The 23,535-nt window shown below is 61.4% G+C and carries 20 protein-coding genes; 5 read left to right on the forward strand and 15 right to left on the reverse strand.

The window, feature by feature from the left end:
- The first annotated feature begins 106 nt into the window (after positions 1–106).
- Both ORS3428_RS20495 and ORS3428_RS20500 read left to right on the forward strand, forming a co-directional pair.
- Entirely contained in the window at positions 107–1,399 is a 1,293-nt protein-coding gene (locus tag ORS3428_RS20495) for an O-antigen ligase family protein (RefSeq protein WP_071100087.1), read from the forward strand.
- Positions 1,396–2,337 carry an NAD-dependent epimerase/dehydratase family protein gene (locus ORS3428_RS20500; protein ID WP_071100088.1) on the forward strand — a complete coding sequence of 314 codons (942 nt, stop codon included), beginning with the start codon at positions 1,396–1,398 and terminating at the stop codon, positions 2,335–2,337. Before ORS3428_RS20495 ends, ORS3428_RS20500 begins: the two co-directional genes overlap by 4 nt.
- Positions 2,338–2,341: 4 nt before the next feature.
- Here the strand turns inward: ORS3428_RS20500 and ORS3428_RS20505 are convergent, their stop codons facing one another.
- From ORS3428_RS20505 to ORS3428_RS20560, 12 genes are all read right to left on the reverse strand, one after another.
- Positions 2,342–2,884 (reverse strand): sugar transferase, encoded by a 543-nt coding sequence (locus tag ORS3428_RS20505; RefSeq protein ID WP_274534817.1) that lies wholly within the window; start codon positions 2,882–2,884, stop codon positions 2,342–2,344.
- Between the two features lie 3 nt (positions 2,885–2,887).
- Complete coding sequence (locus tag ORS3428_RS20510) at positions 2,888–3,820, reverse strand: glycosyltransferase family 2 protein (RefSeq protein ID WP_071100275.1); 933 nt, start codon at positions 3,818–3,820, stop codon at positions 2,888–2,890.
- A gap of 71 nt (positions 3,821–3,891) precedes the next feature.
- Positions 3,892–5,934, reverse strand: a complete 2,043-nt coding sequence (locus tag ORS3428_RS20515) for a UDP-N-acetylglucosamine 4,6-dehydratase (RefSeq protein ID WP_071100089.1) — start codon at positions 5,932–5,934, stop codon at positions 3,892–3,894.
- Positions 5,935–6,125: 191 nt separating this feature from the next.
- Positions 6,126–7,082 carry a hypothetical protein gene (locus ORS3428_RS33105; protein WP_131802936.1) on the reverse strand — a complete coding sequence of 319 codons (957 nt, stop codon included), beginning with the start codon at positions 7,080–7,082 and terminating at the stop codon, positions 6,126–6,128.
- Positions 7,083–7,088: 6 nt separating this feature from the next.
- Positions 7,089–8,549, reverse strand: coding sequence for an ABC transporter ATP-binding protein (locus ORS3428_RS20525; protein WP_071100091.1), 1,461 nt, complete (start codon positions 8,547–8,549; stop codon positions 7,089–7,091).
- Positions 8,539–9,324, reverse strand: a complete 786-nt coding sequence (locus tag ORS3428_RS20530; protein ID WP_071100092.1) for an ABC transporter permease — start codon at positions 9,322–9,324, stop codon at positions 8,539–8,541. Before ORS3428_RS20530 ends, ORS3428_RS20525 begins: the two co-directional genes overlap by 11 nt.
- A 267-nt stretch (positions 9,325–9,591) precedes the next feature.
- Positions 9,592–13,050: a glycoside hydrolase family 99-like domain-containing protein gene (locus ORS3428_RS20535; RefSeq protein ID WP_172833710.1), complete on the reverse strand. Its 3,459-nt coding sequence runs from the start codon at positions 13,048–13,050 to the stop codon at positions 9,592–9,594.
- A 140-nt stretch (positions 13,051–13,190) separates the two neighbouring features.
- The gene (rfbD, locus tag ORS3428_RS20540) at positions 13,191–14,099 is read right to left on the reverse strand and encodes a dTDP-4-dehydrorhamnose reductase (protein ID WP_071100094.1); all 909 of its coding nucleotides are present in this window, start codon (positions 14,097–14,099) and stop codon (positions 13,191–13,193) included.
- Entirely contained in the window at positions 14,096–15,223 is a 1,128-nt protein-coding gene (gene rfbB / locus ORS3428_RS20545; protein ID WP_244508045.1) for a dTDP-glucose 4,6-dehydratase, read from the reverse strand. The genes rfbD and rfbB overlap by 4 nt, the downstream gene beginning before the upstream one ends.
- Positions 15,224–15,237: 14 nt before the next feature.
- A complete protein-coding gene (rfbC, locus tag ORS3428_RS20550) occupies positions 15,238–15,792 on the reverse strand; it encodes a dTDP-4-dehydrorhamnose 3,5-epimerase (RefSeq protein WP_071100095.1) in 555 nt (184 codons plus the stop codon).
- Positions 15,785–16,675, reverse strand: a complete 891-nt coding sequence (gene rfbA / locus ORS3428_RS20555) for a glucose-1-phosphate thymidylyltransferase RfbA (protein WP_071100276.1) — start codon at positions 16,673–16,675, stop codon at positions 15,785–15,787. The genes rfbC and rfbA overlap by 8 nt, the downstream gene beginning before the upstream one ends.
- A 219-nt stretch (positions 16,676–16,894) precedes the next feature.
- Positions 16,895–17,488 (reverse strand): biotin transporter BioY, encoded by a 594-nt coding sequence (locus ORS3428_RS20560; RefSeq protein WP_071100277.1) that lies wholly within the window; start codon positions 17,486–17,488, stop codon positions 16,895–16,897.
- A gap of 199 nt (positions 17,489–17,687) precedes the next feature.
- Between ORS3428_RS20560 and ORS3428_RS20565 the strand changes: the two genes are divergently transcribed.
- Entirely contained in the window at positions 17,688–18,593 is a 906-nt protein-coding gene (locus ORS3428_RS20565; protein ID WP_071100096.1) for an MBL fold metallo-hydrolase, read from the forward strand.
- Between the two features lie 118 nt (positions 18,594–18,711).
- Here the strand turns inward: ORS3428_RS20565 and ORS3428_RS20570 are convergent, their stop codons facing one another.
- Together ORS3428_RS20570 and ORS3428_RS20575 are read right to left on the reverse strand one after the other, a co-directional pair.
- Positions 18,712–19,497 carry a DUF1499 domain-containing protein gene (locus tag ORS3428_RS20570; protein WP_071100278.1) on the reverse strand — a complete coding sequence of 262 codons (786 nt, stop codon included), beginning with the start codon at positions 19,495–19,497 and terminating at the stop codon, positions 18,712–18,714.
- 181 nt (positions 19,498–19,678) lie between these two features.
- Complete coding sequence (locus ORS3428_RS20575) at positions 19,679–21,307, reverse strand: fatty-acid--CoA ligase (protein ID WP_071100097.1); 1,629 nt, start codon at positions 21,305–21,307, stop codon at positions 19,679–19,681.
- Positions 21,308–21,501: 194 nt separating this feature from the next.
- Here ORS3428_RS20575 and ORS3428_RS20580 point away from each other — a divergent pair, with 194 nt between their 5' ends.
- Together ORS3428_RS20580 and ORS3428_RS20585 are read left to right on the forward strand one after the other, a co-directional pair.
- A complete protein-coding gene (locus ORS3428_RS20580) occupies positions 21,502–21,858 on the forward strand; it encodes a hypothetical protein (RefSeq protein ID WP_071100098.1) in 357 nt (118 codons plus the stop codon).
- Positions 21,859–21,982: 124 nt separating this feature from the next.
- Positions 21,983–22,372 carry a DUF427 domain-containing protein gene (locus tag ORS3428_RS20585; protein WP_071100099.1) on the forward strand — a complete coding sequence of 130 codons (390 nt, stop codon included), beginning with the start codon at positions 21,983–21,985 and terminating at the stop codon, positions 22,370–22,372.
- Positions 22,373–22,681: 309 nt separating this feature from the next.
- On the opposite strand, the gene ORS3428_RS20590 is transcribed toward ORS3428_RS20585, so the two are convergent.
- Positions 22,682–23,425, reverse strand: coding sequence for a polysaccharide deacetylase family protein (locus ORS3428_RS20590; protein ID WP_083355227.1), 744 nt, complete (start codon positions 23,423–23,425; stop codon positions 22,682–22,684).
- Positions 23,426–23,535 lie beyond the last annotated feature (110 nt).

Consider the following 23,535-nt stretch of genomic DNA (forward strand, 5'->3'; position numbering starts at 1 on the left):
CGGCGCGGGGAACGGGGCGAGTGCAACGGAACGGAGATCGGTCGAGGGCAGCTGTTGGCCGCCTCCGCAGTTCTGCACACAACCTTGAAGATTGCGAAGCAAGGCATTGAACCCGTTTACAACGCTCCGGCGCCACCTCACGCCAACACAGATCAACATCTACTTCTCCATCCTCTGCTTCTTCTCGCCGCCGGTGCTCGGATCGGCGGTGAGCTTCGTCTTCCACGGCGGCGCGGTCTGGTCCGTGCTCCTGCTTGCCGTCGGGCGGCGGCAGTTCAACTTCGACCGGCCGATGCTCACCATGACGGCGGCGATCTATGCCTATTGCGCCGCCATGGTGCTGGCTTCGATCGTCAATGGCGCGCTCGGAGCGGATCTGAGATATTTCCTGCCGCTCATCACCTTGCTGTTCTTCCCGATCTCCTAYTCGACCTGGAGCATCACGGAGAAGGTCACCCTTGTGCGCATCGCCATTCTTGCGAGCGCCGCGGCATGTTACGGYGCGTTGGCGATGGCTGTCTTCCAGTATCACTGGATGGGCATCAGGGCCGAGGGCGGCGCGGGAAATGCGATCGTATTCGCGACCGTGACCTGCCTTGCCGCCATGACGTGCCTTGCGGGCGCGCTCTCGGGGATGGTGAAGGGCTGGAAGCCGCTGGCCGCCGCGGCGCTGGCAGGAGCAGTAGCCGTCGTCTATTCAGGATCGCGCATGATATGGCTGGCCCTGCCGATAGCCGCTATCGCCATCGTGCTGATCAACCGCCGCCGCTTCGCCCATGTCAAGCTGATACGCCTGGCGGCGATAGCGGGCGCGGTATGCCTGGTGATTGCGGCAATCGGCTACCCCGTCATCGTGGACCGCACCGATTTCCTGTTCAGCGACTACGACGCGCTGACCACCAAGGGCGATCACTCGAYGGCGCTCGGCCTGCGCGTGGCGATGTGGGAGATCGGGCTGCGTGGATTTCATGAGATGCCKGTCTTCGGCCACGGCGTCTCGGGCAGCAGGGCAGTGATGCAGCAGGGCTTTCACGACCTGTTCGGCATGACGCAAGGGTTCAGCCACTTCCACAACGGCTTTATCACCGCGCTGGTCGAGGCCGGCTTGCTGGGGGCGCTGGCGCTGGCGGCGATCTTCGTGGTCGCGGCCTGGAATGCGATACGGGTGGTGCGCGTCAGCGCCGACCCGGTCGAGCGGTTCGGCGCAACGATGCTCATCGTCACCGTGATCACCTACCTGACCGGCGGAATGACCGGCATAATCGTCGGACACGATATTTTCGATTCGACACTGATGGTGTTCCTGATCTGCGGAACCTACCTCGCCAGCGGACGAACGGTGCCGCCAATCGGCAAGAGCGCGCCGGCCACCACGCCGGACGCCAGCCGACAACCATGAAGGTCCTGGTCACCGGCGCGACAGGCTTTATCGGGAGCCGGGTCGTCGACCGCTTGCGCGAGGGCGGGTTCGACATACGGATCGCCTCGCGCCGGCCGGAAAGGCTTTCGGCTGTCGGCGACGCCGTTCACTTGCCCGGCGCCGATGCGCCCGAAGAGGCCTTCCTGGCGCTGATGCGCGACGTGGCGCATGTCGTCCACTGCGCTGCGCTCAACAACGATCGCGAAGCCAGCGAAGCGGACTATATGGCCGCCAATGCGACGCTGAGCGGGCGGCTGGCCAAGGCGGCGGCAGCATCTGCCGGCGGTCGCTTCATCTACCTTTCCTCGATCCGCGCAGTGGCCGGTYCCGGCTTCAGCGACACGATCAACGAAGCGTCGCCCCCTGCCCCGCAATGCGCCTATGGCCGCTCCAAGCGCGAAGGCGAGATCGCGGTGCTYGGGGCCTACGCACCGGCCGGACGCGCGGATGCCGCGGCGCTGCGCCTGCCGCCTGTCTATGGCGAGGGCATGAAGGGGAACATGGCGGCGCTGATGCATGTGGCCGACAGCGCCGTGCCGCTGCCCGCCGGCGCTCTGGCCGGCGTGCGTTCGCTGATCTCGGCCGAGAAGGCTGCGGGGGCGGTGCTGCATCTTCTCAGCCGTCCCGGACCGCTCGGACCGGCCTATGTCGCAGGCAGCGCCGCGCCCCTGGCGATATCCGAAATCATCACGGCGTTCCGGCAGGGTTTCGGCCGTCCGACCCGCCTTCTTCCCCTGCCTTCCCTGCCGCTTGGGTTGGCAGCGACGCTGCTCGGCAAGCGGGCGTCATGGCAGGCACTGACCGCGACGCAAATCTGCGATCCGTCGCTGCTGGCATCGGAGGGCTGGACGCCGGAGGCAGACACGTTTCATCGGCTTCGCGACCTGGCGCATCGCTTGAAGCGCGAAGCGCGTTAGGTCCTCATTTTGATGCCCGGAAGAGCGTGYCGAGCAAAATTCTGAGGTCGAAGCCGACCGATGCCGCCTTGAGGTAGGCGGCGTCGGTCTCGGCGCAGAGCCCCGGGTCCGACATGTCGATGCCCTTGATCTGCGCGAGCCCGGTGATGCCGGGAAGCGCCTCCAGCACGCCCAGTCGTCGCCGTTGTTCGATCAGTGCGGTCTGAGTCGGCAGGCACGGACGGGGGCCGACAAGGCTCATCTCGCCCTTGAGCACGTTCCAGAGCTGCGGCAGTTCGTCGATCTTGGTCCGGCGCAGCACCTTGCCGACCGCGGTGACCGAGTTGACCGGCGCCTCGTGGGTGGGCAGGGACGGCGTGTCACGATGCATCGTGCGCAGTTTGCGGCAGGAAAAGGGAGCACCTCCCCGRCCGACGCGGATCTGGGAGAAGATTGCCGGTCCCGGCGACGTCGCCCGGATGGCCAGCATGGCAACCAAAACGACAGGCGACGTCAGCGCCAGCATCACCGCCGCGACAATCAGGTCGAAGGCGCGCTTCGCCGCCACGGATCAGATCCGCCGCCAGAGGAAGGCGAGGTAGAGCCCGAGCGTTCCCATGAGGGTCTGGCGGTAGACGCCGCTCTTGCCGAGCAGGCTGAAGCGCCTGAAAACGCTGCCCTTGCGCGCCCGGATGAACAGGCGAAGGCAGAGTGCTGCATCGCGCGTGATGAGGTCGCGGTTGACGGCGAGAGCCCCGAGATTGCTGTCGGTCCAGATGGCGAACTGGCCCTTGAACAGACGGCCGAGCCTTGAAAGCCTCGCCCTCCACGAGACATTGGCGCCGACAAGGTTTGCCCCGTGCTGTCGGTATCTGACCAGCGGCCGCGGCTCGTAGCGCACCTTGCCGCCTGCGGCGGTGACGACGAGATAGGCCCACCAATCGTGGCTGACGAATTCGGCTCTCGCGGACGCCTTGGCCAGAAGGTCGCGCGCCGCGCGGTTCAGCAGCATGGTGTTGCCGCCGGCGATGCTTTGCACCAGCGCGTTGCGGAAAGAAGTCGGGCGCCGGAACAGCGGCGAATAGCCGGCTGGAACGCCGGTCTGCGAAATGGTCGCCGTGCGCGAACAGAACAGGAGCGGCGTTTTTGCGTCCTCTGACTCCATCCAGCGGATGGCGCTCTCCAGCCGGTCCGCTTCCCAGACATCATCCTGGTCACAAAAGGCGTAGTAGTCGGCATCGATGCGCGCATCGATGATCATCGAGCGGAAATTGGCGGCGAAGCCTTTTCGCGGGCCTTCGACCAGCGTCAGGGAACCCTTGTCCCAGCGCGCGCGCCACGCCTCGATGATTGCGATCGTGGCGTCCGTCGAGCCGTCGTCGGAAACCCAGAGGTCGACGGCAGGCCATGATTGCGCGAGCAAGGATTGCAATTGCTCGTCGATGAATGCCGCGCCATCCTTCGTGCCCATCAAGACGGCGACGCGGTGATCGTGTCTGGTCACGGCTTCAGAACCATTCAATCGCGGGCGTTCGGGCGGGCCTCAACAGCCAATCGCGGGCGCAAAGCACAGGTCTAGCCGATCTGTCCGGCTGTTTTCGGCACCGCCCGCTCGGACGATTCGACTAGCCCCTCCTGCGCCCGGTGCAGCCCCGCCAGGATGGCAAGCGCCGCGGCCTTGTCCTGGTCCCGCATCGCGGTCACCAGCGCCGGCAGCGCGGCCTTTATCCTTCCCCAGTCGACGACGTCGGTCCGCAGACCGAAGACTTTGGCCATATCAAGCTTGACCACCTCTTCGTTCTCGCTATGCAGCCTCTCGTGCAGCTTCTCGCCCGGCCGGATGCCGGTGAAGCGGATCGGAATGTCGGTGTAAGGACTTTTGCCGGCCATGCGGATCATGGTTTCGGCGACTTCGAGGATCGGCACCGGCTGGCCCATGTCGAGCATATAGATGGCGTAGTCGTCCCTGCCCTGGCGCTGGTCGGCGTCGGCGGCCGACATGATGACGAGATCGACAGCCTCGGCCACGGTCATGAAATAGCGCGTCATGCGCCGATCGGTGATGGTGACGGGGCCGCCGGCCTCGATCTGCGCCTGGAAGATGGTCGCCACCGAGCCGTTGGAGCCGAAGACATTGCCGAAGCGCACGGCGATGAATTTGGTGCCTGGACGAGTGACATCTGGACGAGAGACGCCGGCATGATGGCCATTCAGGCCGCCGGCACGCTGTTGCGACGGCGCGGCGTGCGTTTCATGCAGCGAGGCGACGATCTGCTCGGCCGCCCGCTTGGTGGCACCGAGGACCGAAGTCGGGTCGACGGYCTTGTCGCTGGAGATGAGCAGGAATTGCGGCACGCCGCATGCGGCGGCCACCTCGGCGCAGGCAAGCGTGCCGAAGACATTGGTCTCGATCGCCGCTTCCCAGTTTTCTTCCAGCAGCGGCACGTGCTTGAGCGCCGCCGCATGGAAGACGATCGACGGTTTGAACTCGCTGACGAGGCGCGTCATGTGCGGGCGGTCGGTGACGTCGACGATGCGGCTCGTCAGCCGGTCGCGATGCTCATCGTCGATCATCTGATCGAGCTGGAAAATGCCGAACTCTGAATTGTCGGCCACCAGCACCGCCTCGGCGCCGAGCTCCAGCGCGCGCTTGACCAGGATGCGGCCGATGGAGCCGGCGCCACCCGTGACCAGCACGCGCTTGCCGCCGACAAAGGCGCCGATGCGCGTCGTGTCGGTGGCGACCGCCGACCGGCGCATGATGGTTTCCATCTCGACGGTGTCGAGCACCAGCTTGCCGCCCTGCCCCAGTTCCGAGAGCCCGGAGAACTGGACGAYCGCGATGCCGCTGTGGCGGGCAACGCGCACCAGTTCGGCATAGTCCTCGATCTCGCGCTCGACCCCCTTGCCGAAGATCAGGAGATCGAGGTTTTCGGTGCCCTTGRCATATTCCTCCAGCACCTCGACTAGGCGCGGACGGACCGCGACCACCGGAACGCCCTGGATCTTGGTGCCGAGCGGCACGTTGGGCTCGGTCGCCATGATGCCGGCGATGGCATATTCGGCCGGCACGGCCGTGCGGGTAAAGCGGGCGATCACGTCGGCCTCGCCCAGCCGGCCGATGAACAGCGCCTGTTTGACCGGCGCGTCGCCGGAAGCGCGGCGCAGGATGCGCCAGCTCGCGCCGTCGCGAAGGAAGCGGTAGTAGAGCCTGGGCGCCGAAATGATGGTGAAGGAGACCAGGAAGAAGACGATGAACTGGCGTTCGTTGAGACCGGCTACCGGCTGAAAAAAGGTGCGGAATGCGAGCGAAGCCAGATAGAGGACGACCGTAAGGCTTCCGCAGCCTTTGAGGATGTTGAAGAAGTCGGGCGTGGAGGCAAAGCGCCACACGGTGTTGTAGAGGCCGCAAGAGCGAAACAGCAGATGGGCGAAGAGCACGATGACTGTCCAGCAGGCTAGCCCGCCGGCGGAGAACGCGTCGAACGAAAGCCGCGACTGCGAGAGCGTGAGACTGAGCGCCACCGCGATCAGGACCATGATCAGGTCCTGAACCATGATGATGGCGCGCCGCATCCTTGGTCGCAGGCCCGATACGGCTTCTACGTAGGATGTCATTGGGTAGTACTGAACTCCAGGCGTACGGCTATCACTACCAGAACCGCGCCGGGCCGACCATCGTCCCGCCGCTACTCCAGATTGCGAATCCCCAGCCCCGCGACCCGGTTATCGCCTTAGCGCGGAGCGGGAGAGAGGGCTAGGGGGTTTTTGGCGTTCCGGTCCTTTCTGATTGGCCAGGAATTCTGTGCCTATCTGTGGAATCGCTGCGAGAGATGACGCATCCAATCGGGAAGACGTGAAGGCCTTTGCAGCATGTAAGGCTCATGCCCGCGAGAAGGCTCCTGGGCAGGTGTCTTCGTAGCATAGACAAGAGGACGTGTGCCTCGACCRTCCCACGCATCCAACAACCCACCGAGATCAAGTGCTATTCCGCCTTGCCGCTTGATTGTTGCCGCATAGGCTTTTCCYGGTATTCCCGCCCCGATCAGTACAAGCCGGCCATGCTGAGGCACGTCAATTACCTTATGCACCCGATCGAAGCTATCTGGGTAGATTGCCTCTGTGCCATCATCGTCCGGCCACCGATCGCGGTGGACGGCCATGTCGGGGATTCGGATATGCCTGACCTCGACGCCCAGTACTTGCCTTAGCCGATCCGGCAACGTAGGTGAGCAATGAATAAGCGTCACTGACTTGTGGCGAGCAATCAGTCTTTCCCAAAAATGTTGCAGCGCTAAATCGTAGGCTACCCAAGATGAGCAGAGAGGTGTGCCGTGCCGCGTATGGGCGAGGCTCCATCGGTGCAACCCGAATAGTCGCCGCACCGCATGGTCTTCCAGCGACCTTTCAACTTCACGCAATTTGAGGCTTTTACGAAACCGATTTGTGAAATCAGGATCTTCGAGTTTAAGGTGGCGCGCCGACGAGTCTGCATACCAGACGTCGTCTCGGTTGCCAACCAAATCGGCGGTTGATAGCGCTTCCGACAACCGTCGCGCCAATTGCACCAACATGTCTGGATTAACATCTGGGCCAAACATCCAACGAAAATACTTATAATCTTCTTCTGTAGCCGTCTTGGGATCATAAAGAAGTAATGCACCCTCGCTGTCACCCAAGCGCACAAAGGAGAAGCCGGCGTGGCGTTTAGCCGCCCGCAGAATGATTCGGCCAACCTCGTCCTTTCCCAAAAGCGGATCACGCACGATTATCTAGCCCTCAATATTGTGCAGGCTTAACTGCGGTGACAGGTCGAATAAGCCCTTGGCAAGTAGATCGGTTTCGGGAGCCACCCGGATAACTAGCGCGTCAACCATCCGATGCATCAGGTCCGAACTTTTCTCACTGATTCCATAGACGGCCCCACCGAGGAAATATGTGCCTGGAAGCAACAAACAGTTGAATTCAAAGCAAACCTTAAGGCGCGACCCACGGATCACATTGGTTTTCAGTGATGCAATATCGGTACTCATCGCACCGGCCACCGTTAAGCCGCTAACAGTTCTAATTGCAAAACCAAACGATACGTTTTCAGCATCCAAGTGGAAATCGACATTATATTMCAGTACGTATCGCCTACCCATCCGTAATACATTGACGGCATCCCCATAGACCGTGATTAGGCGAATATCGTGTATGCTTGCGCCTCGCTCCTCAAGCCTGACTGCGGACTGTGAAACGAGATTGGGATCGTGGTAATCTGCGAGCCCATCATCCTCGGATACTGGCGTCTTGTTCAAATTGATTACCTGTGCGGAGTCGGCAATAATTGGTTCTTCGAAGCCTCCATCAAAAACTCCATCCGGCACTTGGGTCCTCGGCGATGTAGAATTCAGCGCCAGAATCCCGGCACGGATTTCTGGAGCAGCTTCCGGACTTGCATTGACCAGTCGCTGATAATGGCCGGTCACCGTTTTTGGTCGTCCTTCAAATATCTTCTCACCGCTATCGATTAGTATGGCTCGTGTGCACAATTGAACGATAGTTTGAGCACCGTGACTGACGAACAGAATGGTACCGCCCTTGTCCTTGATCTGCTCGATGCGGGCAAAGCATTTGCGCTGAAAGGCCTCATCTCCTACCGACAAAGCTTCATCCACCACTAAAATATCTGGGTCGACATTGATCGCGGTGGCGAATGCCAGACGCACATACATGCCAGACGAATAGGTTTTTACCGGTTGGTCGATGAAGGGGCCAATATCGGCGAAACGCGCTATGTCATCGAAGCGCCATTCCATCTCGTTGCGCGGAATGCCCAAGATCGAAGCGTTAAGAAAGACGTTTTCGCGACCTGTGAAGTCAGGATTAAAACCAGCTCCAAGTTCAAGCAGCGCGGCGATGCGGCCATTGACCTCGACCGAGCCGCCACTGGGCTGCAACGTGCCGCAAATAATTTGCAGAAGGGTCGATTTGCCCGACCCATTGCGCCCTATGATGCCGACCGTTTCACCGCGGCCTATCTCAAACGAAACGTCGGACAGCGCTGCAAAGTCACGGTAGTAGCGACGGGGCGCCTTGCCAATCAGGCGCTCTAACCGGGGCACGACCATTTGCTTGAAGCGGTCCTCCGGTCGCTCGAACATGGCATAGTGCTTCGATACCTGGCGCACACGAATAGCAACATTTGAGCCACGTCCGCTTGTATCGACACCAAGCACATTAGAGGACATCGGCGAAGCCCCTACGTGTCTTCTGAAAGAACTGGTAGCCGAGAAGCGCGACTGCAATCGCTGCTACCGAATAATAGGCAAGCGACGTCCAATCTGGCTGAACGTCAAACACCACTACGTTGCGGAAACTCTCAACCGGGACGGCGAGCGGATTAAGCGAAAGCCAAGGCTGCAGCCAGCTCGGCAGCGACGTCCTTTGAAAAAACACCGGCGACAGAAATAAGGTCGCCGTAACCAGCGGCGCCACAATCTGGTTTATATCGCGAAAATAGACGCCAATTGAAGCCAGTATCCAGGCAATTCCGAGCACCAAGACAACCAAAGGCACGAAAACCACCGGTGCCAGTCCCACTGTCATCGGAATGCCACCAAACACCACGTAAGTGAAGAACAGCAGAACCGCTAGGTTAACGACCGCGTGAAACAGAGCGGCCCCAGTTGAAACTACTGGGAGTATCTGGATCGGAAAGACGATCTTCTTGACATAGTTGGCGTTTGCAACAACGAGCCCGGGCGCCAGAGACACCACTTCCGCGAAAAACTGGAAGACGATCAGGCCGCAAAAAAGAATGACGGCAAACTCACCGGTGGAATGCACRGCGCTCTGCTGATCAGGGACCGTCCAGCGAGATTTCATGACTACGCCGAAAACGAAAGTGTATATGGCCAGCATGAACAGTGGGTTAAGGAATGACCACAACAGCCCAAGCACCGATCCGCGATAGCGGCCGGCAACTTCGCGGCGAATAAGAGACAGGACGAGGTTAGCGCTCATTTATCCAGGTCTGAGGCCATCGCCTCAGTGTCGTCCGCTTAGCGTATGGGACAAGGCTCGACCGTCGACCGCGCGTAGAAGCTGTATGCCTCCCGAAGTGCGTTCTCATTGCCGGAGCCGACGAACTGTGACTGCAGGTGATCTGCCGGAAATGATGGAAACCTGAGTCCGGAAAGCACGGGGTCTCGAACATTCGTTACGAGCATGTCCCGCCGTTCACTATCCGAGTAATGTCGGAAATTCTCAATGGTAGTCATCGCTCGTCCTTCAATGAGAATCGGTTTCAGCAACCGAGTGGTCGGTGTGCAAAGCCACTGCGGCGGTCAGTCGCTCAACTGCATGTGCAAGCGTTCCATCGATCTGCCCGACCTCGTCTTCGAACTCGTCAGGATTGAGCGCTAAACATGCAAGCGGTCTAAGCGCCTTCGGTCTGAACCAGAACATCGAACCCGCAGGAAAAACTGCGTCGTAACGTCCAACTTGAGCCRGCATTCCCAGTCTTGGCAAAAGCTGATCCAGCCAATTGCGGTTGAGAATGTTCCTATCCAACTCGCCCAAGTCGAGAAGCGATCCGGCTGGCGCCAGCAGCCCCAACTTAGGATCCTCGTCGAAACGCCCGATTATCTGCTCCACGCATTCGCGTGACCCTAGAAGGCTCTTCAGCGCACTGTCCCTGAGAGCATTGCCATCACGTCGATGTAGCGACTTTTTGCTGTGCACCTTGCAGGCTATTTCGTAGCCCTCACTCAGCAGAAGCGGCAACGATTGGAGGAACGGCTGAATGTCGCGCCCGCGATTGCGGAAATATGACAAATGCGCGTTAGGGAAGGCGTCGAGAACGCGCTCAGCCACAATGCCTGGCGCATCTTGTCTCAATGTTACGAAAAGGTCAGCGCGACCAGCATTAGAGAGACTTTCACGGATCTCCTCGAACAAATCGTCGTAGTGTAAGTGCAGGACAACAGCTAACCTTGATCCCTTGCGAAACGACTTCCGAGATTTTTCAGCCAACTCAACGAGGTGCCGGTCGGGCACGATGAAGTCACGTAATATGTTGGYGGTCGCATGCAGGTAGCCGTACCCGAATTTTCGATCAGGCTCCAAATGCGCGCCTTCTRCCCACTCATTCCAAGCGTTAACGAATACCATTGGTGGTTGCGTGAGATCATTCGCTAAATTGTCCGTGGTGATATCGCATGCGGTCCTGAGCCACTTGGCATAGGTGGCCGGATTTGCGCCATAGAAACTGTGGCCGCTGCCCGGCTTCCGCGCCTCGTTGTCCCAACTCGGACTCACCGTTTTGATAAGTTGATAAGGCGCACGCCTTTTTTGGCCATAGGACGCCGCAAGCTCTTCGTAATCATAGACCTGACCGCGAAAGTCTGGGTTCACGATTTTCAGTTGACCGTTTAGGCCCGACGCCATTCCCATGTGGGGCGGGAATTCAATGGCAGCATCGAAGCCCAGCGGGCGCGGATCCAATATTCCAAAAGTTTGTGYGGCGACAAGATAGAGATCGCCGACGCCTGCGGCTTGAGYGCGCTCACGCCACCGGGCCGCCGTTGCAGCGGGATCAGGAAGCAGGCTTGCACGATAAACGATAAGAACTGCGCGACCTTGGTGCCGCAGGTAGCGCCGATCTCGCAACGCCGGAAGGATGTCATCGAGAAATGCAACGTCATCGCTGGGCGAGTGYTGCTGTGCCATCAACACATCATGCTCCTGACCGTCCCACCGACGTGTCCAATTCTCGTTTGCCCAGCACAGACAGAACTCGACGTCGATATCCGTATTCTCCAGGAATTGCCGGACTGGCTTTTCAAGTAGCCGTTTGCCGCCAAACCAATAATGGTGGAAGCAGAACCCCGCTACTCCGTAGGCCTTGGCCAAGTCTGCCTGCCGCCGCATGACATCAACGATCCGCAGATCGTAGAATCCCAGTTCCCCGGGCAGATGTGGTTGGTAATGACCAATATATTGAGGAACTGCCTTGGAGACATTCGTCCATTCTGTGAATCCCTTCCCCCACCATTCGTCGTTCTCAGGTATCGGGTGGAATTGCGGCAGATAGAACGCTATTACCTTCAATTGTGAGCGCTCGAAATTTATGACTTCCTCAGAGCGCGGGACATAGGCCAAATCCGTGCCGACAGGACGCTTCGCGATTGCAAGAACTTGGCTGATATATTCAGCCTCTATGTTAAGGCTGCTGCCGAGGGGTAACGGAGTTGCTATGGTCGTGCCGCTACCCCCGGGGCTATCGATTGTATCTTGACGGGATAAACTTCCAGCCYTTCGCACGACATTATAGCGGAGAAGGCGCGTTTTGACGGCATGCTTGATACTGCTTGGAACCGGCAGGCGACGTATCACTCGCCTTCCAAATCCAAGCAGTGCGCCAGCGGAACCACGAGGGTTGGTCAACAAATACTTGGCAGCACGAAATGGACCGGTAATATGCCAACTTGTGCTGCTGCGCAATTGCTCAATCGCCTTTGYGTAAGTTGCAACTTCTGCTTGGCTGCGAGCAAGTGCAATTTCGAGCTGCTGACGTTCACTTTGGACGACGGAAAACGGGCCGTTAGTCGCTGACGCCGTTTCCAAGGTTTGTCGAATGCTTGCCAGTTCGTCGCGCATTGCGGCTAGTTGTCCAACTTGCGCCAGAGCGACTGTTCGCTCATCCTTCAGCATCTCGACTAAGTGCCTCTCCTTCTTGCGCCACTCGTTCGCAGTAGTGCGTGCTTTGACAAGTTGCTCCTGAAGCTTATTCTCACGCAATTGAGACTCAATCTTCTGCTGAGCTAACGCCTGACTGAAGGCATTAAGCTTGGCACTACTTTCCGCTACGATATCCTGAATGCGGCGTTCCVCAGCATCCAACGAGGCATTGAGCGCATAACGATCAGGATAGACCGCATCACCAAACGTAGTGGCGACCCCATCGAATGCTTGTCTCACACGATCAAGCGTTTTACGCGACTGTAGGCCGTGAGGGTCGTTTTCAAGAGTCCGAAGTGCGGCGTAGCTGTCTTTCACCCACCCTGCGACCGTCGTACCAGCGTCAAGTTGATCCAGACTCGCGTGATGATGCTGGCTAGCAGATGAGATGAAGGCGTCGATATCCAATTCCGCCTCATCGAAGGAACGGGGCCAAGTCAGCGAGAGGGTCTTTTCTATCCTTTGCAGACAGGGTCGCCATTCCTGCACGATTGCTTCATACGAGACGAAAGCTCTGAGGTTACCACGACTGGCGTGCTCGGCGTCCAGTACGTGCCGAAGCCACAGCAGTGTCCCAAACTCCTGACTTGAGCCGCCGCGCTTTTCAAGCGAAGCAGCAACCGCCAAAGGATTTCGGGACACAAACACATAGCGGACATCGATTTCCAGCGATTGTAATATGTCGGCGTACATTTCGGCGAAGCGCGCAATGCGCGGTTCCTTGATAACGAATAGAGGCGTGCYGCCGTATTCCTCGCCAATGATCCGGGCGATTTGCTTTCGATAAAACTTTCTTCGCCCTCCCGGTAGCTTTTGCTCCTCGAACGGGCGCCAGTCATCCCAACTGCTGCCAGCTTCCGCGAGCATTTTTTCATTAAGGGTGTTGAGGCTAGTCGGCTCCCAGTAGCCATTGGCATTGTTCTCATCCGGAGCAATAACCCGTTCTGGTAGCCCGGCCCCCAACAGATTCAGTATCCGGGTCAGCGCACTCGTGCCCGAACGATGCATGCCGAGCACCATGATGCAGGTGCGCTTCGAGGCTAGCTTCGCCGCCRCACGCTTTGCTCTCCTGCGAGCTTTTGACGCAGCCGTGCCGGCGCCCGCCAGTCGTGCGRCATTTTCCAGATTTTTAGGGGACGGATTTTCGTTCATGCACTCAATGCCTGTCTCATCTCGCCTTGCACAAGCCGGCGCACAACTCCTTCCGCCGCCTCCCTCCACTCCGGCGCCGTCCACCCAAACGCGCCCTGAAACCCCGCGCTGGACAGCCGCGAGTTAGCCGGCCGTCGCGCCTTGGTCGTATAGTCCTTGATCGCGATGTCGCGCACGCTGGCATGCGGACCACCCAATGCCCGGCTTGTGTCGAGGATGTGACGGGCGAAGCCGCTCCAGTTGGTCTCGCCGCTGCCGGCCAGATGATAGATGCCGTAGGCGACAAAATTGTTGTCGCCGTGCAGCCTCGCAGCCGCGTGCAGGATGGCTGCGGCGATGTCGAGCGCCGAGGTTGGATTGCCCCATTGGTCCGCTACGACCRCAATCTCGTCGCGCTCGGTGGCGAGCCGCAGCATAGCCTTGACGAAGTTCCTGCCGAAGGGGCTGTAGACCCAGGCCGTGCGCAGGATGAGATGGTGCGGGTTGGCGGCCGCCACCCTCTCCTCGCCGGCGAGCTTGGAGGCGCCGTAGACGCCGAGCGGCGCGGTCTGGTCGGTCTCGACATAGGCGCCGTCCTTGGTGCCGTCAAAGACATAGTCGGTCGACAGATGGATGACGGGAACGCCGAGCCGCGCCGCCGCCTCGGCCACCTCGCCGGCGCCGGCAGCGTTCACCGCGAAGGCCAGGTCCTTCTCGACCTCGGCCTGGTCGACATTCGTATAGGCCGCGGCCGAGACAATAATGTCGGGCCTCGCAGCCTCGAGTGCCGGAAACACCGTGTCTGGCCGTGCCAGGTCGAGCGCCGGCCGACCGACTGCGGTGACCTCCACGTCGTTGCGGCTCCGCGCCGCCTCGATCAGGCTCAAGGCAACCTGGCCCTCGCGTCCGGTCACGGCAAGCCTCACGCGGCCCCCTCCCTGCTCTCGACCGGCCGGTTAGCGATCGGGCTGTTTTCGATTTTTCCGTTTTCAATTGGGCCTTGGCCCAGCCGCTCGCCATTGTAGCGCTGCTCGCGGATCGGCTCCCACCACCATTTGTTGTCGAGATACCAGTCGACCGTCCTTGCCAGGCCGCTGTCGAAATTCTCCCGCGGCGCCCAGCCTAGGTCGCGCGCGATCTTGGAGGCGTCGATCGCGTAGCGGCGGTCGTGGCCGGGGCGGTCGGTGACGAAGGTGATCAGGTCGCGGTAGCTGCCGCCGCCGGCGCGCGGGCGCTTGCGATCGAGAAGGTCGCAGATCGCCTCAACGACGCTGAGGTTGCTGCGCTCAGAATTGCCGCCGACATTGTAGCTCTCGCCCGGCCGACCCTTGGTCGCGACCAGTTCCAGGGCGCGCGCGTGATCCTCGACGAACAGCCAATCACGCACATTAGCGCCGACGCCGTAGACCGGCAGCGGCTTCTCGTCGAGCGCGTTGAGGATGACCAGCGGGATGAGCTTCTCGGGGAAATGATAGGGGCCGTAATTGTTCGAGCAGTTGGAAAGCACGACCGGCAGGCCGTAGGTCTCGTGCCAGGCGCGAACCAGATGGTCAGACGCCGCCTTCGAAGCCGAATAGGGCGAAGACGGCGCATAGGGCGTCTCCTCGACRAACATGCCGCCATCGAAGGGAAGGTCGCCAAACACCTCGTCGGTCGAGACATGGTGGAAGCGGAAGCGGCCTTGGCGAGCCTCAGGCAGGCCCCGCCAGTATTCCAGCGCGGCGCTGAGCATGCGGTAGGTGCCGACGATGTTGGTCTCGATGAAGGCGCCCGGTCCGTCGATCGAGCGGTCGACATGGCTTTCAGCGGCGAGGTTCATGACGATGTCGATGTCGTCGCGGCGCAAAATCTCCAGCACCGCGCGCTCGTCGCAGATGTCGGCCTGCTCGAAACGGTAGTTGTGCGCGTTCTCGATCGGCCTGAGCGACGCGAGGTTGCCGGCATAGGTCAGCTTGTCGAGATTGGTGACGCGATAGGCCGGATTGGCGCACAGATGCCGGCAAACGGCCGAGCCGATGAAGCCGGCGCCGCCGGTGACCAGGAAATTCATGCCGCCCGCTCTCCTCACGCAAACACCTCGGCTAGGCCAAGCAATGGCGCGTTGCGGTCCTTGTCCGACAGCTGGAACCCTCCGGCAACCGCCGGCCATTTTATGCTGATTTCGGGATCGTCGAAACGGATCGAGCGGTCATGCTCGGGCGAATAGGTGTCGGTTACCTTGTACAGCACCTCAGTATCCGGCACGAGCGTGACGAAGCCGTGCGCGAACCCCTTCGGCACCAGAATCTGGTTGCCCATCTCAGCCGACACCTCCAGCGCCACCCACTGTCCGAAGGTCGGCGAGGAACGGCGGATGTCGACTGCGACATCGAAGATGCTGCCGCGGACCACGCGCAGCAGCTTGTCCTGGGCGCRTGGCGGCAATTGGTAGTGCAGCCCGCGCAGCACGCCGGCCGCCGCGGAATAGGAATGGTTGTCCTGCACGAAGACGAGATCGATGCCGGCCTCGGCGAATCGCTCGGCATTCCAGGTCTCGCTGAAAAAACCGCGCGCGTCGCCATGCCGTTTCGGCACGATCTCCAGCACGCCCTCGAGGCCGAGCGGCATGACCTCAAGCAACTCGTTCCTCCGTCAGATCGGCGACCCGCTTGCGAAGGTAGGCGGCATATTCATTCTTGCCCAGGCGCGCGGCGCGTTCCAGAACCTTGTCGGCGCCAAGCCAGCCCTGCTCGAAGGCGATCTCCTCGGGGCAAGCGACCTTTATGCCCTRGCGGTGCTCGATGGTGCGCACGAAGGACGACGCCTCATGCAGGCTGTCATGCGTGCCGGTGTCGAGCCAGGCATAGCCGCGGCCGAGTTGATGGACCTGCAACTCTCCGCGTTCGAGATAAGCGTTGTTGACAGCCGTGATCTCGAGCTCGCCGCGCGCCGAGGGGCGGATCGTCGAGGCGATGTCGACGACATTGTTGTCGTAGAAATAAAGGCCAGTGACCGCCCAGTTGGACTTCGGCTTTTGCGGCTTCTCCTCGATGGTCAAAGCCCTGCCGGTGGCCTTGTCGAACGAGACCACGCCGTAACGTTCCGGGTCGTCGACATGGTAGGCGAAGACCGAGGCGCCACTTTCGCGTGCCGCCGCCGTGCGGCAGAGCTTGGACAGCCCGTCGCCGAAATAGATGTTGTCGCCGAGAATCATCGACACGCCGTCCCTGCCGATGAAGTCGCGCCCGATGATGAAAGCCTCGGCCAGACCATTCGGCTGCGGCTGCTCGGCATAGGAAAGCTCCAGCCCGAATTCGGACCCGTCGCCCAGCAATTCACGGAAGACCGGCAAGTCGCGCGGAGTTGAAATGATCAGGATCTGGCGGATTCCCGCGAGCATCAACACGCTCAGCGGGTAATAGATCATCGGCTTGTCGTAGATCGGCAGGATTTGCTTAGATACAGCTAATGTTAGCGGATAGAGACGTGTTCCGCTGCCGCCCGCAAGGATAATTCCTTTCAACAAGCTCTCCTTGAACTACCGCGGCCCCCGCCTCGACGCCAAGTTGCACGTGCTTAGGTTTCGGGCACCGGCTTGTCAATTGTCGGCTTGGAATTCTCCAGAAGCTACTTCGCTTTCCTGTCATCCGGCAGGCGACGGTCTCGGGCAAATCCGGCCGCTGCATGAAAAAGGCCGGCGCTCGGGCGCCGGCCTTTTGTTCGATCTGCTGGAATGGATTGATCAGGACCGCTTCGGCAGCAGCGCCCAGACGGCCGGCACCAGGCTGGCGGCGAGCGCCACTTTGATCAGGTCGCCGACGATGAACGGCGCGACGCCGAACTGCCACGACTTTTCCGGCCCGATAAGCGCCGCCAGCCAGGCGAAGCCCATTGCCATCATGACGATCTCGGCGGCGAGCATCGCGCCGAACAGCTTCACCGGATAGCGGTCCCAGCCGCGGTCGGCGGCCCAGCCGGCAATCGCGGCCATCACCACGAAGCCGGCCAGGTAGCCGCCCGTGGAGCCGAGCATATAGGCGATGCCGAGGCCCTTTTCCGGCGTGCCCTGGAAAACGGGCAAGCCAAACGCGCCCTCGGCGAGGTAGAGGATGAGCGTCGCCACGGCGAGCCGCATGCCGAAGGCCGACGCAATCAGGAGCACGGCGAGCGTCTGCAGCGAGATGTCGACCGGACCGAGAACGACCTTCGTCTTGGCCGAAAGCGTGAGCAGGAGGGTTCCGGCAAGCGCCAGAAAGAGCTGCGTCGCCAGCCTGGCCACGCCCTGGTCGGGCAGAGCGAGCGAAACGAGCGGGCGCATCGTGGTTGCAGTTGCCATGGTCTTCCCCATTGTGGCTGATTTGCTGGCTTAAAGCGCGTCGCGGAGAAACGAGTCCAGCGACGCGCTTTAAAATTTTGTCTTGATGCATGTCGTTCTCCCAAACCGCTGCGCAGTTTTGGGAGACATGCATTGATTTTCCTATATTGGCTTACGCAGGAACCGGCAATGATTTTGCCGCTCAAGCAGCAGGGTTCGCATGACGCTTGAATTCGACACACGCTTCGATCCCGCCTATGGCCAGGCGGTTCCGGTCGCGCCGGATGTGCTGCGCATCACCGCCAGGAATCCAGGCCCGTTCACCTTCCATGGCACCAACAGCTACCTCATCGGCCGCAACACGCTTGCCGTGATCGATCCCGGACCGGATGACGATGAACATCTCGAAACGCTGCTGGCGGCAATCGGCGGCAGGCCGGTCAGCCATATTTTCGTCAGCCACACCCACCGCGATCATTCGCCGCTCGCCGCGCGGCTGAAGCAGCGCACGGGAGCATCCGTGCTTGCCGAAGGTCCGCACCGACCGGCGCGGCCGCTGCGCATCGGCGAGGTGAACCCGCTGGATGCCAGCGCCGACACGGGCTTCATCCCCGATGTCGCGCTGGCGGACGGCATCCTTACCCACGGCGACGGCTGGACGATCGGCACGGTCTTGACGCCGGGCCACGCCGCCAACCATGCGGCCTTTGCGCTCAAAGGGACAGGTATTCTGTTTTCGGCCGACCATGTCATGGCCTGGGCGACCTCCATCGTCGCGCCGCCGGACGGGGCGATGGCCGATTATATGAAATCGCTCGACAAATTGATCGAGCGCGACGACCGCCTGCTTCTGCCCGGCCATGGCGGGCCGGTCACCGCACCCCGCAGCTTCATGCTGGAGCTGAAGGCGCATCGCAAGATGCGCGAGCGCGCGATCCTGGAGCGTATCCGAAGCGGCGACCGGACGATCAAGGACATGGTCGCGGCGATCTATCGTGACACCGACCCGCGGCTCCACGGCGCCGCCGGCTTGTCGGTGCTCGCCCATCTCGAGGACCTGGTGGCGCGCGGCTTCGTCGCCACCGACGGCGACCCCGCGATCGACGGCATCTTCACGCCGGCATGAATTGTTTACTCTTGCGCAATTCCGCACGGAAAACCGCTGCACACTTTTCCTGGAATTGCGCCTCCTTGTTTGCGCAATTCCGGACGGAAAACCGCTGCACACTTTTCCTGGAATTGCTCTATTCGGCCGGCGCCGCGCCGACCTGGCCGGCGACCTCCTGGTCGAGCTCGGCGAGGAAATCGGTGATGCGGGCGGCATTGTCGCCGAGGTCGTAGCGGCCGTAGCGCGAGGCCGAGCGCATGTCGACGATGACCGAATCACCTTCGTCGGTGATGCGGATGGCAACGTCGGCCGGCAGGCCGAGCACGAGGCTTCTGGCAACCGCAGTGATCGTCGCCTCGCTCTGCCCGTGGATGTCGGGATAAGGCGCGGTCAGCTGCCAGTCCCGCCGGTCGAGCACGGTTTCGACGGCGTCGACCACGGTCTCGAAGGGCAGGTTGTAGCTGTGCCCGGTGACCAGCGGATAGGCCTGCGCCTGCAGGGTCTGCTCGCCGGGCGTCGGCGCCGACAGCCCGTTCATGTCGCTTGTCCGGTCGCTGGTGTCGAGCACCGGCGGATCGTCGAGATCGGTCGAGATGTCGCGCAGCGGCGGGTAGATCGTCGCCCAATAGGCGGCGACGCCGAAAGGGGCAAGCACCAGCAGCGCCAGCAGCGCGCCGACGCTGAGATCGCGGCCGCCGCGACCGCCGAAATTCCACAGCCTCGACAGTRCTAGCCCGGCGAGCAGCAGCGCAAGCGCCGCAAGCAGCGCGACGATCGCCAGCACCCACAGGAAGGGCGGCGTGTCGACGAGGTCGAGGCGATAACCGGCAAAGACGGTCAGCAAAAGGACGAGCGAAAATGCTCCGATCCTCCGCGACCAGCCGGCCGCCCTCGACGTCTGCCGTTCAGGAATAGTAGCCATCGTCTGCCGCATCACCCCAGCCCGGCCGAGACTTAGCGCAGTTCAGCGTTTGGCGAAATTGCTGAACTGCGCTAACTGTTTGTTTTTGCGCAATTCCGGACGGAAAACAGCTGCGCAGTTTTCCTGGGATTGCTCCTAGATGTTTTTGGCCCAGGCTTGAAGTCGAAAGATTGAACATTCCTCAATCCGTCGGCAGCCGGTAATCCCTGAACTGCTCGCGCAAAGTGATCTTCTGGATCTTGCCGGTGGCCGTGTGGGGAATTTCGCCGACAAAGGCGACGTCGTCGGGCATCCACCATTTGGCCACCTTGCCGCTCATGAAGGCGAGGATGTCACTCTTGCTCGGCTCCTTGCCCGGCTTGCGCACAACCACCAGCAGCGGCCGCTCGCCCCATTTGGAATGCGGCACGCCGATCGCCGCCGCCTCCGCCACATCGGGATGGCCGACGGCGAGATTCTCGAGATCGATGGTGGAGATCCATTCGCCGCCCGATTTGATGACATCCTTGGCGCGGTCGGTGATCTGCATGTAGCCGCCGGCGTCGATATGCGCGACGTCGCCGGTGTCGAACCAGCCTTCGGCGTCGAACTGCTCGGAGCCGACGCCGCCATAGTAGGCGCGCGCGACCGCCGGGCCGCGGACTTTCAGACGCCCGAAGGTCTTGCCGTCCCAGGGCAGCGTGTTGTTCTCATCGTCCGTCACCTTCATTTCGACGCCGAAGGGCGGATGGCCCTGCTTGYCCTGGACGTCGAGCCGGGCATCGCCGGTCAGCGCCTCATATTGCGGCTTCATGGTGCAGAGCGTGCCGAGCGGCGACATCTCGGTCATGCCCCACGCATGCACCACCTGCACGTCGTAATCGTCCTGGAATTTGGCGGTGATGGCGCGCGGACAGGCCGAGCCGCCGATGACGACCTTGTTGACATAGGGCAGTTTCTTGCCGGTCTCCTCAAGATATTGCAGCAGCATCATCCACACCGTCGGCACGGCGGCGGTGAAAGTGACCTTTTCTGTGTCGAGCAACTCGTAGATCGAAGCGCCGTCCATCTTGCAGCCGGGCATCACCAGCTTGGCGCCGATCATCGGCGCGGCCTGCCCGAGACCCCAGGCATTGGCATGGAACATCGGCACCACGGGCAGTACGACGTCGCGCGTCGAAACACCCATGGCGTCGGGCATGGCGGCCATCATGGCATGYAGCACGTTGGAACGATGGCTGTAGAGGACGCCTTTCGGGTCGCCCGTGGTGCCGGAGGTGTAGCACATGCCGGCGGCGGTATTCTCGTCGAAGGTCTTCCAGGCGAAGTCGCCGTCGGCCTCGGCCAGCCATTCCTCATAGGCAACCGCATTCGGCAGCGATGTTTGCGGCATATGCGTCCGGTCGGTCAGCACGATTACCTGCCCCAGCGACTTGACCTGGCCGGCGATCTTTTCGAGCAGCGGCACGAAGGTCAGGTCAACGAAGATCGCCTTGTCCTCGGCATCGTTCATGATCCAGGCGATCTGTTCGGGAAAGAGGCGCGGATTGAGCGTGTGATAGATCGCGCCAATGCCCATGATGCCATACCAGGCCTCGATGTGGCGGGCGGTGTTCCAGGCAAGCGTGGCGATGCGGTCGCCGAGCGCGAAGCCGTCTCGCTCCAGCCGCTGYGCCACCTTGAGCGCCCGATGACGGATATCGGCGAAGGTCGTGCGCACGATCKGGCCTTCGATCGAACGCGACACGATCTCGCGCCCGCCGTGCTGGCGTTCGGCGTGATCGATCAGCTTGTGGCAGAGCAGCGGCCATTCCTGCATCAGTCCGARCATCTCGGCTCCTCCCCTTTTTGCGCTTTTGCGTCGTTGTTTCATGCATTGTGGAATGATCCGGCGGATTGTCCAGCCGTCATAAGTCCAAGGCGGCGGATGGATCGGACGGCCCCGGAAACCCGCCATAATCCGGCCATCGTCGCCGTTAAGGATCGTTAACGGGCTGGGCGAGATTGGCGAATGGAGAGGTTCGCATGGACGTGCAGCTCGATGAACAAGCCCTCGAAAGCACGCTTGCCGAAAGTCTGGACGATCTGACGCCGGACTCCAAAACCGTTTCCGACGACGAATTTGCCGAAGTCGTCGGCGGCGCACTGGAGGCTGTCGGCGGAACCCTGCTGTTCAAGATGTGCGTCGAGAATGACGGTGAAGGCCAGCACGTCGCAGCCGCATGTGTCGGCGACGGCGGCAACCGCCAGTTCCTGCTGCTTACGCTGCCGACCTCGGGCGGCGCGCTGAAGGTCGAGACAGCGGCGAGAAGCACCAATCCGGTGGCCGGCATCGCCGCCGCCTATGCAGGCCTCATGGACGCGTTCAAGGCCGCCGCCTGATCGTCGGTATCAGTTAGGATTTTTTCGCTGGGACGCGATTCGCGTACRCTCAGCCTTGCGCGAGGTRCCGATCYAACCCACCTCTGACGGACAACCGCCAAGCAAGTTGCTGAGGAGAACCGTCATGGACAAGCGCGCCAACCCCGCCCCCGGCTTTCAGCGCAATCCCGACAAGGTAATAACGGTCGAGCCTTATCACGGCGCCGTCACGGTGCGCGCGGGCGACACTGTCATCGCCAGGTCAACACGAGCCTTGCTCTTGTCGGAACCACCCTATCCGGCCGTTTTCTACATTCCCTTCGACGACATCGATTTCGACAAGCTCGCCAGGACCGAGCATTCGACGCATTGCCCCTATAAGGGCGATGCGAGCTATTGGAGCATGCTGTCAGCCGGCGAAACCGGCAAGAACGCGATGTGGGCCTATGAGCAGCCTTTCGACGAAATGACCGAGATCCGCGATCACGGCGCGTTCTATACGAGCAAGGTGACGGTCGAGGCCACGCCGGGCTGAACGCAATTGACTGGGAACCATCGCAACGTCCCACAGGTCATGAACGCTGGAGATTAGCCGGGACGACTGCCGCGTCGTCATCCTTGGGCGTAGCGATGCGCAGCGGAGCGCAGACCCAAGGATCCATGCCGTGAGCTCGAAGCGCTGCTGTGATGCGGTATTTTGCTCCGTTTGCATTCTTCGGCTGGGGTAACGGCATGGATCCCAGGGCCTTCGCGACGGAGCTTCGCTCCTGCTTCGCCCTGGGATGACGACGCTCGGGCTACAACCCGCCGGACGCTACAATCCCTGGCCCTTCGGCACCGGGAATCAATCCGTGGTGCCGTCGTTGCCGACACCCTCGGCATCGTCCAGCCGCACGAAGGTCATGCCTTTCTGTTTCAGGGCCAGAAGGCCCTGAACGACGCCCTCGCCCGCCGCATGGGTCGGCTGGTTGATGTGGGCGATGATGACGTCGCCGTCCTTGGCGGCGGCGATCCGCCGGGTGGTCTCCTTCGCCCCGAGCAGCGAGCCGCCATCGCCGTTGATCGAGAAGCCGGCGATCTTGAAGCCGAGCTTGCGGATCACCGCGATCGCCGACGGGCTGTATTCGGCGGTGGCGCCGCGGAACCATTTCGGCGCCGGCCCGCCGGCCTTGCCAAGCGCAGCGGCGCCCGACTCGACCTCGGCCTCAACGGCTTCCGCACTGCCGGCGCTGCGGATGCCGTAGATCTTGCGCGGCGTGTCGACCGCCGGGATGTGGCGTCCGCCGTGATTTTCCAGTTCGAACAGGTCCGGATGCGCCCGCATGATCTCGACAGCGGCAGCATTGCGCTTCAGCCAGATGCCGGTAACGAAGATGGTCGCGGGAATCCTGTTATCGACAAGCGCCGAAAGAATGCGCGTGTCGGTCTGTCCGCCGCAGGCGTCGAGCGTAAGCGCGACCCGACCGCCGCCGCCCTGCTGCGGCGTCAGATGCAATGTCGGCTCGACAAGTGTCCCCGCATTGCCGGCCGAGATCGACGCCAGCGACAGCGCGATCGCGCAAAGAGATTTCCGAAGCAGACCCGTCATTCTTCCCAAGCCCGGCACGCCCAGCCGTTCACCGCGAGACAAGGCGGCACCAAGACCTCGATCTAGGCGAAAATCGGGACGGCTCGCATCCGAAAAGATGCAGCGCGACA

The organism is Mesorhizobium sp. ORS 3428 (assembly GCF_001854785.1).
Classification (GTDB): domain Bacteria; phylum Pseudomonadota; class Alphaproteobacteria; order Rhizobiales; family Rhizobiaceae; genus Mesorhizobium.

What these genes read in the sequence shown, in the direction of transcription:
- ORS3428_RS20590 (WP_083355227.1), bottom strand. Translation starts at nt 23,425, where the DNA reads ATGACGGGTCTGCTTCGGAAATCTCTTTGCGCGATCGCGCTGTCGCTG.
- ORS3428_RS20580 (WP_071100098.1), top strand. Translation starts at nt 21,502, where the DNA reads ATGGACGTGCAGCTCGATGAACAAGCCCTCGAAAGCACGCTTGCCGAA.
- ORS3428_RS20560 (WP_071100277.1), bottom strand. Translation starts at nt 17,488, where the DNA reads ATGGCAACTGCAACCACGATGCGCCCGCTCGTTTCGCTCGCTCTGCCC.
- ORS3428_RS20565 (WP_071100096.1), top strand. Translation starts at nt 17,688, where the DNA reads ATGACGCTTGAATTCGACACACGCTTCGATCCCGCCTATGGCCAGGCG.
- ORS3428_RS20585 (WP_071100099.1), top strand. Translation starts at nt 21,983, where the DNA reads ATGGACAAGCGCGCCAACCCCGCCCCCGGCTTTCAGCGCAATCCCGAC.